At 67.7% G+C, this 14210-nt stretch carries 12 protein-coding genes; 9 read left to right on the top strand and 3 right to left on the bottom strand.

Translation table 11 applies throughout. The annotated features are described in order from the left end of the window. The first annotated feature begins 9 nt into the window (after positions 1-9). From IPI67_16705 to IPI67_16690, 4 genes are all read left to right on the top strand, one after another. Positions 10-492, top strand: coding sequence for a dihydrofolate reductase (locus IPI67_16705; protein MBK7581835.1), 483 nt, complete (start codon positions 10-12; stop codon positions 490-492). A 72-nt stretch (positions 493-564) separates the two neighbouring features. Next, positions 565-1698, top strand: a complete 1134-nt coding sequence (locus tag IPI67_16700; protein ID MBK7581834.1) for a ParA family protein — start codon at positions 565-567, stop codon at positions 1696-1698. Next, a complete protein-coding gene (locus tag IPI67_16695; protein MBK7581833.1) occupies positions 1695-2006 on the top strand; it encodes a hypothetical protein in 312 nt (103 codons plus the stop codon). The genes IPI67_16700 and IPI67_16695 overlap by 4 nt, the downstream gene beginning before the upstream one ends. Before the next feature lie 293 nt (positions 2007-2299). After that, on the top strand, positions 2300-3379 hold the full coding sequence (locus tag IPI67_16690) for a membrane dipeptidase (protein MBK7581832.1): 1080 nt from the start codon (positions 2300-2302) through the stop codon (positions 3377-3379). Between the two features lie 74 nt (positions 3380-3453). On the opposite strand, the gene IPI67_16685 is transcribed toward IPI67_16690, so the two are convergent. After that, entirely contained in the window at positions 3454-3945 is a 492-nt protein-coding gene (locus IPI67_16685) for a hypothetical protein (protein MBK7581831.1), read from the bottom strand. Positions 3946-4334: 389 nt separating this feature from the next. Then, positions 4335-4853 (bottom strand): hypothetical protein, encoded by a 519-nt coding sequence (locus IPI67_16680; GenBank protein ID MBK7581830.1) that lies wholly within the window; start codon positions 4851-4853, stop codon positions 4335-4337. 1030 nt (positions 4854-5883) lie between these two features. Between IPI67_16680 and IPI67_16675 the strand changes: the two genes are divergently transcribed. From IPI67_16675 to IPI67_16655, 5 genes are all read left to right on the top strand, one after another. Next, entirely contained in the window at positions 5884-6714 is an 831-nt protein-coding gene (locus tag IPI67_16675) for an alpha/beta fold hydrolase (protein ID MBK7581829.1), read from the top strand. A 54-nt stretch (positions 6715-6768) separates the two neighbouring features. Further along, a complete protein-coding gene (locus tag IPI67_16670) occupies positions 6769-7635 on the top strand; it encodes an ABC transporter permease (GenBank protein MBK7581828.1) in 867 nt (288 codons plus the stop codon). After that, complete coding sequence (locus IPI67_16665) at positions 7625-9415, top strand: ABC transporter substrate-binding protein (protein ID MBK7581827.1); 1791 nt, start codon at positions 7625-7627, stop codon at positions 9413-9415. Before IPI67_16670 ends, IPI67_16665 begins: the two co-directional genes overlap by 11 nt. Then, positions 9415-10410 carry an ABC transporter permease gene (locus tag IPI67_16660; GenBank protein ID MBK7581826.1) on the top strand — a complete coding sequence of 332 codons (996 nt, stop codon included), beginning with the start codon at positions 9415-9417 and terminating at the stop codon, positions 10408-10410. Before IPI67_16665 ends, IPI67_16660 begins: the two co-directional genes overlap by 1 nt. A gap of 83 nt (positions 10411-10493) precedes the next feature. Beyond that, entirely contained in the window at positions 10494-11471 is a 978-nt protein-coding gene (locus tag IPI67_16655) for a polysaccharide deacetylase family protein (protein ID MBK7581825.1), read from the top strand. A gap of 27 nt (positions 11472-11498) precedes the next feature. Here IPI67_16655 and IPI67_16650 read toward each other — a convergent pair whose 3' ends face one another. Then, positions 11499-14141 carry a response regulator gene (locus IPI67_16650; protein MBK7581824.1) on the bottom strand — a complete coding sequence of 881 codons (2643 nt, stop codon included), beginning with the start codon at positions 14139-14141 and terminating at the stop codon, positions 11499-11501. Positions 14142-14210: the final 69 nt, after the last annotated feature.

Raw genomic sequence — 14210 nt, 5'->3', positions numbered from 1 at the left:
CGAGGACGCGTGACCCCCGCTCGAGCGCGCTGCCTGCAAGCGATCTTCGCGGTCGCGGAGAACGGGGTCATGGGACGCGGAGGTCGCCTGCCCTGGGACTACCCGGAGGACCGTGAGCACTTCCGCCGCACCACAAGCGGTCACGTGGTGCTCATGGGGCGCCGAACCTGGGAGGAGGTCGGCGCGCCACTCCCCGAACGGACGAACATCGTCGTCAGTCGCTCGTTCACTCCGCCGCCCGGAGTGCACGCCGTGCCGGACCTCGAGTCCGCGCTCCGCCTCGCCTTCGAGCTCGATCCCGAGCCCTTCGTGATCGGCGGAGCGGTGCTGCTCGAAGCCGCCATGCCGCACGTGCGGCGCGTGCACCTGACTCGCGTGCCAGGGGCGCCAGCAGGCGACACCCACTTTGACTTCGACTCGGACGGGTTCGAGCAGACGAGCGAGCGGCAGGGCAGCCAGGGTTTGGTTTATTTCGTGCTGGAACGCCCCTAAACTTGGCCCTGGACCGGGGGGCATGACATCCGATTCGACGACGCTTCATTAACCAAGCGCCGCCTGGATGTGATGAAACCAAAGCCGTGCTGCAGCATCTGTCACGCCGAATTCGAGGTCCAGTTCCGCTATCAAGCGGAGCTCCGGCCGCGGGCCGGCGGCGGTAGCCCGGAGACACTGTTCTTCTGCTCGCAGGCCTGCTTGGCGCACAGTCACGCCGCCGCGACGAGCGGCCTGGTCGCCTGCGACAGCTGCGGGAGTCGCTTCGCCGTCGAGCTGGCCCGAGAGGTCTTGTATCTCGCCGGGCGCCGCCACTACGCCTGCAGCGAGACGTGTCGCGCGCGCATTGCGAACGCGAGCTCCGCCGACCACCGCCCGAGCGCCGGAGCGAGGCCGTCGCGCCGCCCCGGGTCGCCACGTGTGCTCGCGGTCTTCAACCACAAGGGCGGGACCGGGAAGACGACGACGTCGGTCAACGTCGCCGCCGGCCTCGCCGCTCGTGGCGAGCGGGTCCTTCTGGTCGACACGGACGGGCAGGGCAACGTCGCGGTCTCGCTCGGAGTCAGCGCCGAGCGCTCGCTGTACCACGTGCTGGTGATGGGGCTGCCCATCCGCGACGCGGTGACCGAGGTTCGTCCGGGCCTCGATCTGCTCCCGTCGAACGAGACCCTCGCGGCCGCCGAGCTCTACCTGGCAGGCCGCCGACAGCGTGACCGCGTGCTCGCGGAGCGCCTGGCGAGCGCCCGCGAGAGCTACGACTTCATCGTGGTGGATTGCTCCCCGAGTCTGTCGTTGATGAACCAAAACGCGCTGTGTTTCGCCGATTCGGTGCTGTGCCCGGTGGCCTGCGACTACCTGTCGTTGGTCGGTGTGCGCCAGGTGCTGCGCACGATCCGTCAGGTGAATCGCCTGCTCGGCCACCCGGTCGCGCTGTGGGGCGTGCTGCCGACGATGTTCGATTCCCGGGCGCGCATCTGCCACGAGGCCCTCGGCACCTTGCGCGAACACTTCAAGGAGCGCTGCCTCGATCCGGTGCGCACCGCCATCAAGGTCAAAGAGGCACCCGCCGAGGGTAAGACCCTGCGCGAGTACGCCCCCGGCCTGGGCGCCGCCGCGGACTACGACAAGGTCGTCGAAAAACTACTGGCAGATACGGTGGGCGTCACGCTGACGCCCGAGCTTTCTCGATTGGGAGGTGTGGCGTGACGGAAAGAGACGATTTCAGGGATGCAACGGCGCGGGTGCTCGACCGAGAGGAGGTCGAAGGTGTGCTCTCTTCGAACTTCTACGCAAGCCCCCGGCCCATCGCGAGCGCGCGACCCGCGCGGGCGAGGGACGAAAAACCCACGCACTACAAGGTGATTTGCATCTCGATGTACACCGACGATCTCAAGCGGCTCGACGAGATGGTCGATACGCTCAAGTCCAAGGGACTCACCAAGGCGAACCGCAGCGCGCTGATCCGGTTTGCGCTCGCCGGGGTCGACCTCGAGAGCGTGCCCAAGGGCCTCTGACCGCCAGCTAGAACACCGATCAGCTTGCGCTGCTCGTGTTCTAGGACCTTTACGTTGGGGCTGCGCCCCAAACCCCCGGCCTTCGGCCGTGCGCGCTCCGCGCGCGAGCGCCGAACACATTGCAAGTCGCTGAAAACAAACGACGTTCAACCTGTTCGGCGCTCTGGGGCCGACCGCACTCCCACGCACGGGAGTGCGGCCGCGCTCCTCCCGTGCCCGGACGCGCCCGCGCTCCTTCGTCCCTCGACCAGATGTTGAAGCGGCCGCCGCGGGCCACGTGTTATGGAGTCGCCATGCCGCGGCTCGAATATCGGAACCATCGAGCTGACCCCGAGGCTTGGGCCCGCGAGCTCGGGATCTCCCGAGAAGCGGTCGAGCTCTACCTCGCGAGCGACGTCATCGACCTTCACGTCGACTCGTTCATCTGGCACCGCGTTGGGGTCTACGACCTCGAAAAGCGCCATGGTCACGGGCTCTTCGGTGCTCGCTTTTACAGTCAAGTCGACTTCCCTCGCGTGCTCGAGGCGCAGCTCGGCGGAGCCACCTGGGTGATCACCACCAACCCGGCGCGACCCGCCGCCTCCAGAGCCGAGACCTTCGTGCGGAACCTCGCCGAGCTCCGGCGGGTCTTCAGCCGAGTCAGCGAGCAGTTCAGCCTCGTGCGCAACGTCGCCGAGTACCGCGCGGCGCGCGCCAGCGGTCGGCACGCGGCGTTCATCGGCGTTCAGGGCGGCAACGCACTCGACGTCGAGCCCGAAGCGCTGGACCACCTGGCCGACGGCTCGGTGCTACGGGTGACGGTGGTGCACCTGTCGTCGTCGAGCCTCGGGGTCACCAGCTCTCCGCTCGCCTCACGGCGTGACACGGGCCTGACGGGACGCGGGCGGGAATTCGTCCGAGGGCTGAACGCCAAGAAGATCTTCGTGGACCTCGCCCACATCAGTAAGCGCGGCTTCTGGGACGCGGTGGAGATCCACGACAAGACCCAGCCGCTCATGGTCACGCACACCGGCGTCTCGGGCGTGTTCGAACACTGGCGGAACCTCGACGATGCGCAGCTCCGCGCCATCGCCGACAGCGGCGGCACGATCGGCGTGATGTACCAGTCGAGCTTCCTGGGTGACCCGCTCCTCGGCGGCCGGGCCGAGAGCGTCGTCCGACACCTCGCCCACATCGTGAAGACGGTGGGCGCCGATCACGCCTCCCTGGGCAGCGACTGGGACGGCGCTATCTGGCCGCCGCGGGACATGCCGACGTGCCTCGAGCTGCCGCGGCTGGTCCAGCGGATGCTCGATGCCGGGATGGACAGCGACACGATCCAGAAGATCTTGGGCCGGAGCTTCCTGCGCACGGTGGAAGCCCTGCGAGGCTGAGACCCAGACGCGTCTCTGCCGCGCGACCCCGAGCTTTGGGCGGCGCGGCAGAGGGGGACGGGAGCTCTTCTTTCTCAGGCGTCCAGGCCGTCGAAGTCGACGTCGTCCGAATCGAGATCGTCACTCGCGTCGTCGTCCTTGTCCTTCGCGCTGAGATCCGCCTTCGTCAGCTGCGGGAGGCGACGTTTGCCGACCGGGCCCTCATCGATGTAGTCGCGCAGCGCCAGCATGTCGCGCAGCGCCTCGAGCTTGGCCAGAGCCTTGACTTCAACTTGACGAATTCTCTCACGGGTCAAATTCATGATTGCTCCGACGTCTTCCAGGGTGGTCCCGCCACGGTCCGCGACGTCGAGGGCGCAGGACTCGTTGAGCTCCCAGACCTCGAGGTCCGGGAAGTTGAGCTTGATGGCGCCGGTGCGCGGCGACACGTCGATGTAGAGGTGGTGTTTGCACGAGACGTAGGGGCACGGACGCGGGCCCTCGGCGCACTCGGCGCGGGTCGAGGGTTTTTCGTAGTCCGACTCCGGGTAGAGCAGTCGCCCAATCTCCAGCTCGCGCTTGGTCATGCGCTTGACGCTGATGGTGCGCGCGCGCACGTCCCGCTTGCGGCGCGACCGCCGCTGTTCCCGGGTGATTTCTTCGCTGTCGGGCTCACAGGCCAGAGCGGTGGCTCCCACCGTCTCGGGTTGAACCGTCGTCTCGTTCGCCGCCGTGTCGGGCGTGCCGCCCTGATTGTTCGAATCCATGCGCCTGCCTCCAGAGATTTCCGTTACCGCTTGCACGCACGATCCCCGTCGCGGCCGGGAGCCCGTCCCGATCACGTGGTTTTCGCTATCCCTTGTTCGAAGCCTGACGATTCGAGCGCTCGCCACGACGAACCCGCCGTCGTGATGATCTCCCTCGCTCGAGTCGCGCTAAGTCAATTCTTGCCCCGAGACCTCTCCAACTGAACCCATCATGAAGCCACGGCTCGCTCGAGCCTCGCTCGCGACGTCAGCCGCGATTCGATGGCCACGAGCCGTGCCAACAAGTCTTTGCTGAGCGTACGGGCCTCGCTCACGTCGCGCGCCACGGCCTTGGCCGTCGCCTCGCCCCGCTTCTTGTCGCCCACCATGTGCTCGAGTTTGTCGAACAGGCCCTCGAGGGTCTGCTCGAGCGCCTGCAGATCGCTGCGCATGAACAGGAACTCACGCTGGATCTGCTCGATGGTGTAGCTCTCCGCCATCATCTGCTTGATGCGCAGGATCTGGCGAACCACGCTCACCGGGTAGATCCCCTGCGAGCCCTGGTGTTTGCCCTTCTTGCCGACCCGGACGCTGCGGGGCAAGAGGCCCAGCTGCACGTACTTGCGGAGCGTCGCCTCCGAGAGCGCCACCCCGTGGGTCGCGAACACGTCGAGGATCTCGGCGGAGCTCAGGCCCGAGGCGCGGTCTCGCTCGAGTCGCTGAAGTGTGGCGTCGTCGATTCCCGGCATCGTCTGTGTCGTCCTCGCCGCAGCGCGGCACCCTCTGACGCGAGCGAATATATTCTATTGAGTGGATCGCCCAAAACGCTTTCCACCTTTTTTTTTGCAGCCGAACCGGGACAGCTCCATGGACGCTCAACCCGCGTTGAGGTGAGACATTATTTGTCCTGCCTGAAGAGTTGTCCATCGGGTTGATTTGCTGTCCATGCACACATGGAACTACATCGTTAACCGTGGGTGAGCGCCTGCGCACTGGACGATTGGGCGCGCACACGTGTGCAGGTGAGTGTCCATTCCCCACTCCATCACACATGGACTCAGATGGAACTACCTGTCGCAGGTTCAAAGAGACGCTCTCGCCGCGGCTTGGCGCGGGACGAATTCGCGCACGCGGGGTGAGTCTGACTCACGCGGTGCGAGCGGAGGGGTGTTGCTCGAGCGCTCGAGATCGAGTGGAGTGCGCGTTGCAGCGAGCAGCGCTCAGCGATGCGGCGGGGTCGGGGCGAGCGGTGTCGTATTGCGCAGCGCGAAGGGAGCGCGATACGGGTCGGCGCGCGGCGCGCTGTCGTTGATGCGTCGTGCGGAGGAGCAGGCGCGGGCGAGAGCGAGAGCGAGGGCGCGGGCGAAGGCGCGGGCGAAGGCGCGGGCGAAGGCGCGGGCGAGAGCGAGGGCGCGGGCGAAAGCGAGGGCGGGCGCGGGTGAGAGCGAGGGGGTGGGAGAAAGCCAGGGCGAGAGCCATGACGCGAGGGTACGAGTGCATGCCTGGACGCTCGGGCGTGCGCCGGAGCAAGCGCGGAGGCGGCGCGCGGCGCGCTAGCGCAGGCGCATGATCGGTGTCGCGCGTGAGCGGCGCGGCGCGCGGGCGCATGCCTGCGGCTGTCGCCGAAACGCGGCGCACACCGAGCGCGCCCAACGGCTCGCCTGATTCGCGCCCGAGGCCGCGCGCCCGCGCGGACGGAGCCTCGTGATTTCGTTGCCTTCCTTCCGCAGTCCCCGGCTTTGCTTTTGCGCATCGGCGAGTCATGCCTAGTCTCGCGCCATGACCGAGCGGGCTCACCGCGACGTCCTGGCACGCGGAGTCCGTTTGCGTGTTGCCGAGGACGGAACCGGGGCCCCCGTGCTCTACCTGCACGGCCTGTACTTGGATCACTCGACCTGGAGGCCCCTCATCCGTGCCCTCGGCCCGGACTTCCACCACGTCATGCCCGATCTGCCGGGCTTCGGTGACAGCGAGAAACCTCCGGCGAGCCGTTTCGCCTACGACATTGGAGCGTTCACCGACGCCATCGTGGACCTGTACGCGGGGCTCGCGCTCCGGCGCTCCATCGTGGTGGGTCACGGTCTCGGCGGCGCCGTGGCGATCGCGCTGGCGGCCCGTCACCCTGAGCTGACCAGCAAGCTCGTGCTGCTCGACGCGGCCTGGCACCAGCCGGAGCCCAGCTGGCCCACGCGTGTCGCTGCAGTCCCGCTGCTGGGCGGCATCGTCGTCAAGCAGCTGCTCGGGCGGGTCGCGTTCCGGACCTTCTTCCGCCGCTCGCTGCTCGCACCGAACGCCGATCTGGAGACTGCGCGCATCGATCACTACTACGATCTGTTCAACACCCCGGCCGCCCGCGGCAGCGCCCTGGCGACGCTGCGTCGCACGGCGGACACTCGCGCGATCAGTGCCCTGACACCCCGGGTCGAGACGCCGACGCTGGTGGTCTGGGGTCGCCACGACCGGATCTGCCCCGCGGCCTTCGGCCAGCGGCTTTCGCGAGAAATCCGCGGCGCCCGCCTGGAGCTCGTGGACGCGGGCCACTGCCCGCAGGAAGAGCGGCCAGAGCAGGTCGGCGCGGTGATTCGCCGCTTCCTGACCGACGAGCGCTGAGCGGCTTTCTGCGCGACGGAAAATGAGGGTAATGATCGGGCGTCCGCCCTGACCATGTTCGACCCGCGCGCCTTCCGTCGTTTCCAGAAGAACCGTGGCGCGGTCATCGGCACGATCTTGGTCGTCTTCCTGGTGCTGTTCGCCGTGGTTGGACCGGTGCTCGCCGGACACGACCCCAACCTCAGCGACTTCGGCAGAGGACGCGACTCGGGCGGCGCGCTCCTGGGGGTCAGCGCCGGCCACTGGCTCGGCGTCGACCCCTTGTTTCGGGACTCCTTCAGCCGCCTCGCCCACGGCGCGCGGATCTCACTCTTGGTGGCCTTCTTCGCGACCACGATCAGCATCGTGGTCGGTGCGCTCGTTGGGCTGGTGAGTGGGTACGCCGAGGGCACCCGCGCGGCGGGCCTCGACACCGCGCTGATGCGGCTGGTCGACGTGGGACTGAGCTTCCCCTACCTGCTCTTGGTGATGGCGATCGGCGCCGCGGTCGGTGACACCACCATCGTCACCATCCTGATGGTGCTCGGCCTGACGAGCTGGTTTGGCACCGCGCGCATCATCCGCAGCAAGACCATTCAGGTCCGACACCTCGATTTCATCGTGGCCTCCCGCGCCCTCGGCCAATCGACCCCGGCGATCCTGGCACGCCACATCTTGCCCAACGTCGCGGGCCCCCTGATCGTGATCGCGTCGGCCTCCGTGGCCCAGATGATCATCGCCGAGAGTGTGCTGTCGTATCTGCAGGTCGGCCTGCCACCTCCAACGGCCACGTGGGGGCGCATGCTGCTCGAGGGTCAGCGTTATTACACCGTCGCACCGCGCTTGGTGCTGGCCCCCGGGATCATGATCTTCCTGGCCGTGCTCGGCTTCAACTTGATGGGAGAGGGGCTGCGAGACGCGCTCGACCCACATGAAGACTGAGTCGAGGAGCGGCGACCGCCGGGGCGGGGCGAAGGGCCTCGCCAGCGGCATTGTTTGTGTGCTCGCGCTCGGCTGCAGCACGGGCGTGGCTGCCCCGATCGGCGAAGATCGCGACGTGCCTCCCACGCGCGGCGGCGTGCTGCGGACTGCGTTCTTCACCGACGTGCGCGGCCTCGACGCCGCGACCGCGTTCGACACCGCCGCCAGCGCCATCGAGTCACTGATTTACGACGGCCTGGTCAGTTACGACAAGGAGGGAAAAATCGTCCCGGTCTTGGCCGAGCGCATCGACAAATCCCCCGATGGTAAGCGCTACGTCTTTCCGCTGCGCCGCGGCGTCACGTTTCACGACGGCACCGAGCTCACGGCGTCCGACGTGAAGCGCAGCATCGAACGCGCGCTACACGTGAAGACTCCCTGCCCCGTGCCGTCCTATTACGAACGCATCGTCGGGTTCAGCGACTACCACGACGGCAAGACCGACGCCTTGGCCGGCGTCGTCGTCGAGGGGGACTATCAGATCGCCATCTTGCTCAGCGAGCCGGACGCGACGTTCTTGCACATCATGGCCCTGCCGATCGTGGCGCCGGTCTGCAAGAGCGCGGGCAAGGTCTGGGATCGGAGCTTCGCTGGCAGCCCCTGCGGCGCCGGACCGTTCAAGGTCACGCGCTACGAAAACGGCCAGATCATCCGCATGGTCCGCCACCAGGGCTACTGGCAGAAGGGCCGCCCGTATCTCGATGGCATCGACTGGTTCTTGTCGATGCAGAGCTTCACTCAGCGCTTCAAGTTCGAGCAGGGGGATCTGGACTACATCCGCGAGCTGAGCGAGGCCGACAGCCTGCTCTACCGCACCAGCCCGGCCTGGAAGGGCCGCGGTGAGTGGGAGCCGTCGCTGACCACGGGCGGCACCTTCATGAACACCGAGATGGCGCCGTTCGACAATCGCCACGTGCGCCGCGCGGTGAGCTACGCGATCGATCGTGAACAGGTCGCCAGCGTGCGACCGGGCCACGTACAGGCGCACGCAAAGATGGTCCCCAACGTGCTCATCCCCGCGTCCGCGGACTACCCCCAGCAGCACTACGACTACGCTCTGGCCCTGGAAGAGATGCGACTGGCGGGCTTCGCGTATGACCCGAAGACCGGCCAGGGGGGTTATCCACACGAGATCCCCTACCTCGCGATCTTGGATTCTTACGCGCAGACCGCGGCCGAGGTCTATCAGCAGCAGCTCGCGCGCATCGGACTCCGCATCAAGATCCAGGTTGTTGGCTGGCCGACCTTCCTGGCGAAGACCGGCCGCCGCAAGACGGCGCCCATGGGTTTCTCCGGCTGGCACGCGGACTTCCCCGACCCCTCCACCTTCTTCGAGCCGATCTTGGCGAGCAAGAGCATTCAGGACGAAGAGAGCCAGAACGCAGCCTTCTTCTCCGACAAGGGCTTCGACGACTTGCTCGATCGCGCGCGGCGTTCGACCGACGACGGCGAGCGCAAGGAGCTCTATCGTCAGGCTGAGGCCGTCGTAGCGCGAGAGGCGCCCTGGGCCACGACCTACACCTACAGCTACTTCGAGATCTGGCAGCCGTACGTGAAGGGGTATCGACCGCACCCGGTGCTCAGCCAGTACCTGCGTGACGCCTGGCTGGACGACGGAGGACGGAAGAGTGTGGCGCTCTCGGAGCGCTGCTCCGGCCGCCGCGGGGTATTCGATCGCCTCCGGTGTCTGGGGCGTGACCAGGCCAGGACCACGCTGGCCCTCGCCGGAGGCGGTCGCTGATGCTCGCCTACCTCGCGCGCCGCATGTTGTGGTCGGCCTTCACGATCTGGGCGGTCGTGACCGCCACCTTCTTCATCTACAACGTGTTGCCCGAGGATCCCGCGCGCGTCATCGCCGGACCCCAGGCCCGCCCCGCCGACGTGGCGCGCATCCGCACGCAGCTCGGGCTGGATCGGCCAGTCCACATTCGTTACGCCCGCTACATGACGGGGCTCGTGAGCTTCGGAAAGCCACCCGCGGACCTCAAGAACGACAGTGCTTGGCGGCTCGGACCGTTGGGCATCGATCTGGGAGTCAGCTACCTGAAGCGCAAGCCCGTCACCACGTTGCTCGCCAAAGCGCTGCCCCCTACCCTGCTCGTGGGTTTCCTCGCGCTCGTGATCGAGGTGACCCTCGGGGCTGCGGCGGGCGTGCTCGCGGCCATGCGGCGCCATGGCATCCTGGATTTCGGCACTGTCACACTCACGCTCGTGGGCATCAGCGCGCCGACCTTCTTGACCGGACTCTTGCTGCAACATTTCTTCGCGCGCGAGCTGCGGCTGTTCCCGCTGGACGGTTACGGTCAGACCACGGCCGAGCAGCTTCACGCTGCCTTTTTGCCTGCCCTCACCCTCGGCCTGTATGGCGCGGCGTACTACACACGACTGGTGCGCGACGAGATGATCACGTTGCTCAAAGAGGACTACATCCGCACCGCTCGCGCCAAGGGGCAGCGGGAGTGGGTGGTGGTCGTGCGGCACGCGCTGCGCAACGCGATGATGCCGCTGGTGACCGTGATCGGGCTCAGCATGGGCTCGCTCGTCGGGGGCGCCATCGTGACCGAGAAGATCTTCCGCTGGCCCGGCATCGGCGCGCTCAGCGTGGACGCGATCGTCGAGCGGGATGGGCCTGTGATCATGGGCGTCGTGATCCTGTTCTCCACGGTGGTGGTGCTGGCGAACTTCCTCGTGGATTTGTCCTACGCCGTGCTCGATCCCCGGGTGCGGAGGCGCTGATGCCCCCGGGGCGATTGCGGCCCCGCGGGAAGGTTCCCTGAAAATTTGTCGCGTGGGGCCCCACCCCGCATGCTCGGGCCGACGTGCACAAACTCGCCCTGCTCGCGCTCTCGGTGGCCGTCGGCTGCGCTGCTCTGCCGCCTGCCCCGGCCGGCCCCACGGCACGCGGGCCTGCTCGGGCGCGTCCGTCTGCGCAGGAGCCGCCCCTGCTGCCCGGCACCCGCACGGTCTCGACGGAGGCCCCTGAGCTCACGCGCCGTGAGCCGCCAGCCGAGCCCGTGCGACCCGCGGCGGCGGCGGCGCGTCAGTTCACGCTTCCCCTGGCCCCGCGCGCCGAGACGCGCGCGGTCGTGTTGCTCTATCACTCCTTCAATCGGGGCAACGTTCCGCTCAGCGTCCGGACGCGCGACTTCGATGCCCAGCTCACCTGGCTCGAGCAGCACGAAGTCGAGATCGTCACTACGACTGAGCTCCTGGACTTCCTCGACGGCCGGATCGCGCTGCCCGCGCGGGTCGCGCTGATCACGATCGACGACGGGTTCTCGAGTGTCTACACGCAGGCGTGGCCGGTGCTCGCGAGGCACAAGGCTCGCTTCACGCTCGGACTCCCGACGGGCATGCTGGAGTCTCCGAAGAACGCCCCCGTCATGAACTGGGCGCAAGTGCGCGAGCTGCTCGATTCGGGGCTGTGCGAGATTGCCAGCCACGGTCACATGCACCGACGCCTGGCGGGCATGTCTGGTCGCTTGCTGAAGGAGGAGCTCGAGCTGAGTCGCCAGCTGATCGAGGAGCGGCTGGGTGTAACGCCGGTGGCCTACTTCTATCCGCTTGGCGCGTATGACCGGTCGAGTGCGAAGGCGGTCCAGCAAGCGGGTTATCGGGCCGCGTTCCGCGCTACGGGAGCGCCCATTGCCGCCAGCGCCGGCCCGATGTTCTGGCTGCCACGGGTCAGCATCTTCCACGGCGAGTCCGCGGGCATGCTCTGGAACTACTACGGAGCGCGTTTCCTGGCGCAGGTCAGCTACGACGCACGCCGTGATCCGGCGCGCGGGCGAGACTGAACCGAGCGGCCTCGGCAGCGGGCGCGCTCAGTTGGGAGGGAACGACGCGGTTGGGGGCTTGCCGGTGGTCGTCGGCGGTGGTGTTGGTGGTGTCGGTGGTGTCGGCAGCGGAGGTTTGGGCGCGACCGCGACGGGCTTCGGTGGCGCTGCCGGCTTCGGTGGCGCAACCGGCTTGGGCGGTGCAACGGGTGGCGTGGGCGGCTCCGGCTTCACAGCCTCGGGCTTTGGCGGCTCTGGCGGTGGCGCGAGCTGGGGCTCAGGCTCGACCGAAGCCGTTGGAGCCGGCGGCTCTGCCGTCAACTCGGCGGTCGGCGTTGGCGCGGGCGGTGGCTCCGGCTTCGGCTCGAGCACACGCGCGGGAGTCGATGCAGGCGGCGCGCCGACGGCGCTGGGGGTGGGCGCCGGCTCCAGCTCGGTGTTCTGAGAGCTGCGGTAGATGGCGAACACCGCGACGGCCAGACCGACGCCGGTGATCATCGCGACGTAGCGCACGAACTTGGCGCGCCGGGCCTCTTGCTCGGGTGTCACCGAGAGTCGTGGGCGGGCTTCCACCTCCATCTCCGCGTGATCCTGCTGGGGCCCGTGGGCGGGCCCGCCTTCGTAGCGTCCAGCGTCGCCCTCGGCGAAGAACGTGAGGTGACCGTGCCAGGAGTCCTCCGCGCCTTTGCCCTTGCCGCCCGGCTTCGCCGGACCGCCGGCCTTGCCCGCAGCTGCGTCGGCCTTGTCGCTGCTCGCGGCCTTGTCGCTGCTCGCGGCGTTGTCGCTGCTCGCGGCCTTGTCGCTGCTCGCGGCCTTGTCGCTGCTCGCGGCCTTGTCGCTGCTCGCGGCCTTGTCGTTGCTCGCGGCCTTGTCGCTGCTCGCGGCCTTGTCGCTGCTCGCGGCCTTGTCGTTGCTCGCGGCCTTGTCACCTGTAGCCTTGGAGGCTGCCTCCGCCGGTGCGCCTTTCTCGGCTGTCGTAGCTTTGGCGATGGCCGCGCTGGCTTCGGCCTCCGCGCTCGGCAACGTGGCACTGCTGCGCGCTTGAGCCGCTGGCGTCGCACGCACCGTCTCGGCCGGTGCGTCCAATTTCCTATTCTTCTTCTTGGCGGCAGAGCGTTTCTTGCCCACGTCATCCTCCTGAGCCGATTCCCCCGAAGTTTCGTCCGATTCCGCGTCCGGGAGCGCCGCCCACTCGTCCTGTCGTTTCGCCGGAAACGGAATCACCTTCGCGGGCACAATGGGAGAAGCGGCCCGCGCTTCCGGCGTCTCGCGCATCGTAGTCGCAGGGCCAGAGGATGCCAGCGCGCTCGCCGCGATGGCCACCGCAGCGCGTGCTTCCGGCGTATCCGGCAGGGTCGTCTTCGGCGCCGGCTCGGGGCCGAGCCCCATCTGGGTGCTCGACAAGGACGCCGGCGGTCCCGACCGGGTGTCCGGCGAGCGGGAGATCGGCACCTCCACCGGGGGCACCACCATGCGCATGGGCCCCGATTCGCGCTGCGCCGCGGCGCGGTCTGGCGGATCGACGCCCGGGATCGTGCGCGGACCAACGCTCGGCGCTTCGCGCGGGAGAGTCTCCGACGTCGATGGCAGAGAGGGTGCGAACGGCGCGGGCGCGGCGATTGGAACCTTGGGCTCGCTCCCTGGCACTTCGCCGAGCACGAGCTCTCCAGCCGTGCGCGACACCGGCAGGGAGTCCCCTTCGGCGCTTGGCACGACGTCATCGATGCCTTCGTCCAAGCCGGGCTCGGCCGCGACCAGCAAACCTTCGAAGAACAGCTTGCTCACGGTGGACAGCGTCGAGAGATCCTCGAACGGCGAGTCGTCCACCACTTCGGTGAGCGTCCGTCGTCCGTCGAACAGACGCAGAATTCCGTTCAGCTCGTCCGGGATCTCGGACAGCCGGTCGAGGAGTTGATCCTGATCGATCTCGAAGACGGTCGTGAGCGGCGGGAGTTGTTCGAGCAAACGCCCCCACTCATCCACTCGCCGCATGCCCTCCATCAGCAGACCCTGTGTCGTCGTGGGAACGACATCGTCGTTGGAGATGGGCTTGAACTCGACCTCGAAGCTCCCCGAACCCCAGATCAAGGCGCGGTACACCGCCTCTTCGCCGCGCAGCCGACCGAGCCGAGCGTCGACGACCTTGCCGTCCCTGAAATAGATCAGCGCCTCGAGCCGCCCGGACGTTATGCGAGCCTCGCCGCTCTTCCGGCTGACCTCGAAGGTCTGGATGATGTCGACGACCCCCATGTCGGCCAGGGAGCCACTGAGCCGTGTGCGCGCCCCGGCTGCCGTGCTCGTCGCCATGCGCTCCTGCGTGCGACGTGCCAGGAGCAGGTTCACCCGCGCCGTCAGCTCGCGGACGAAGATGGGCTTGGTCAGGTAGTCCTCGACCCCGAGCTCTAATCCGCGGATCTTGTCTTCGATGGATTTCTGACTCGTCAGGAACACCACCGGGATCGCGCTCAGATCGGGATTCTGTTTCAGCCGCCGAACCAACTCGTAGCCATCCAGCGTCGGCAGGCGGGTGTCGGTGAGAATCAGGTCGGGCGTCGAGTACTCGATCTTCGCAAGCGCATCTGCACCATCGGAAGCCGTGGTCACGCTGTAACCCGACTTCTTCAGGCTGACTTCGAGCACGCGCACGCTGCGCGGGTCGGCATCGACCAGGAGGAGTTGCCGCTTCGCCAAATTGCTAGCTCCGCCCTCGTTTCGAGCGCACTCCCGCTTATAGCGAGCCAGGGCGGCCCGCGCCAGGCG

The organism is Myxococcales bacterium, from assembly GCA_016706225.1.
Taxonomy (GTDB): domain Bacteria; phylum Myxococcota_A; class Polyangia; order Polyangiales; family Polyangiaceae; genus JADJKB01.
Note: the sequence above shows the minus strand (reverse complement) of the source record. Positions and strands in the feature narration are given on the sequence as shown.

What these genes read in the sequence shown, in the direction of transcription:
- IPI67_16700 (MBK7581834.1), top strand. Translation starts at nt 565, where the DNA reads ATGAAACCAAAGCCGTGCTGCAGCATCTGTCACGCCGAATTCGAGGTC.
- IPI67_16690 (MBK7581832.1), top strand. Translation starts at nt 2,300, where the DNA reads ATGCCGCGGCTCGAATATCGGAACCATCGAGCTGACCCCGAGGCTTGG.
- IPI67_16685 (MBK7581831.1), bottom strand. Translation starts at nt 3,945, where the DNA reads ATGACCAAGCGCGAGCTGGAGATTGGGCGACTGCTCTACCCGGAGTCG.
- IPI67_16680 (MBK7581830.1), bottom strand. Translation starts at nt 4,853, where the DNA reads ATGCCGGGAATCGACGACGCCACACTTCAGCGACTCGAGCGAGACCGC.
- IPI67_16675 (MBK7581829.1), top strand. Translation starts at nt 5,884, where the DNA reads ATGACCGAGCGGGCTCACCGCGACGTCCTGGCACGCGGAGTCCGTTTG.
- IPI67_16670 (MBK7581828.1), top strand. Translation starts at nt 6,769, where the DNA reads ATGTTCGACCCGCGCGCCTTCCGTCGTTTCCAGAAGAACCGTGGCGCG.
- IPI67_16665 (MBK7581827.1), top strand. Translation starts at nt 7,625, where the DNA reads ATGAAGACTGAGTCGAGGAGCGGCGACCGCCGGGGCGGGGCGAAGGGC.
- IPI67_16660 (MBK7581826.1), top strand. Translation starts at nt 9,415, where the DNA reads ATGCTCGCCTACCTCGCGCGCCGCATGTTGTGGTCGGCCTTCACGATC.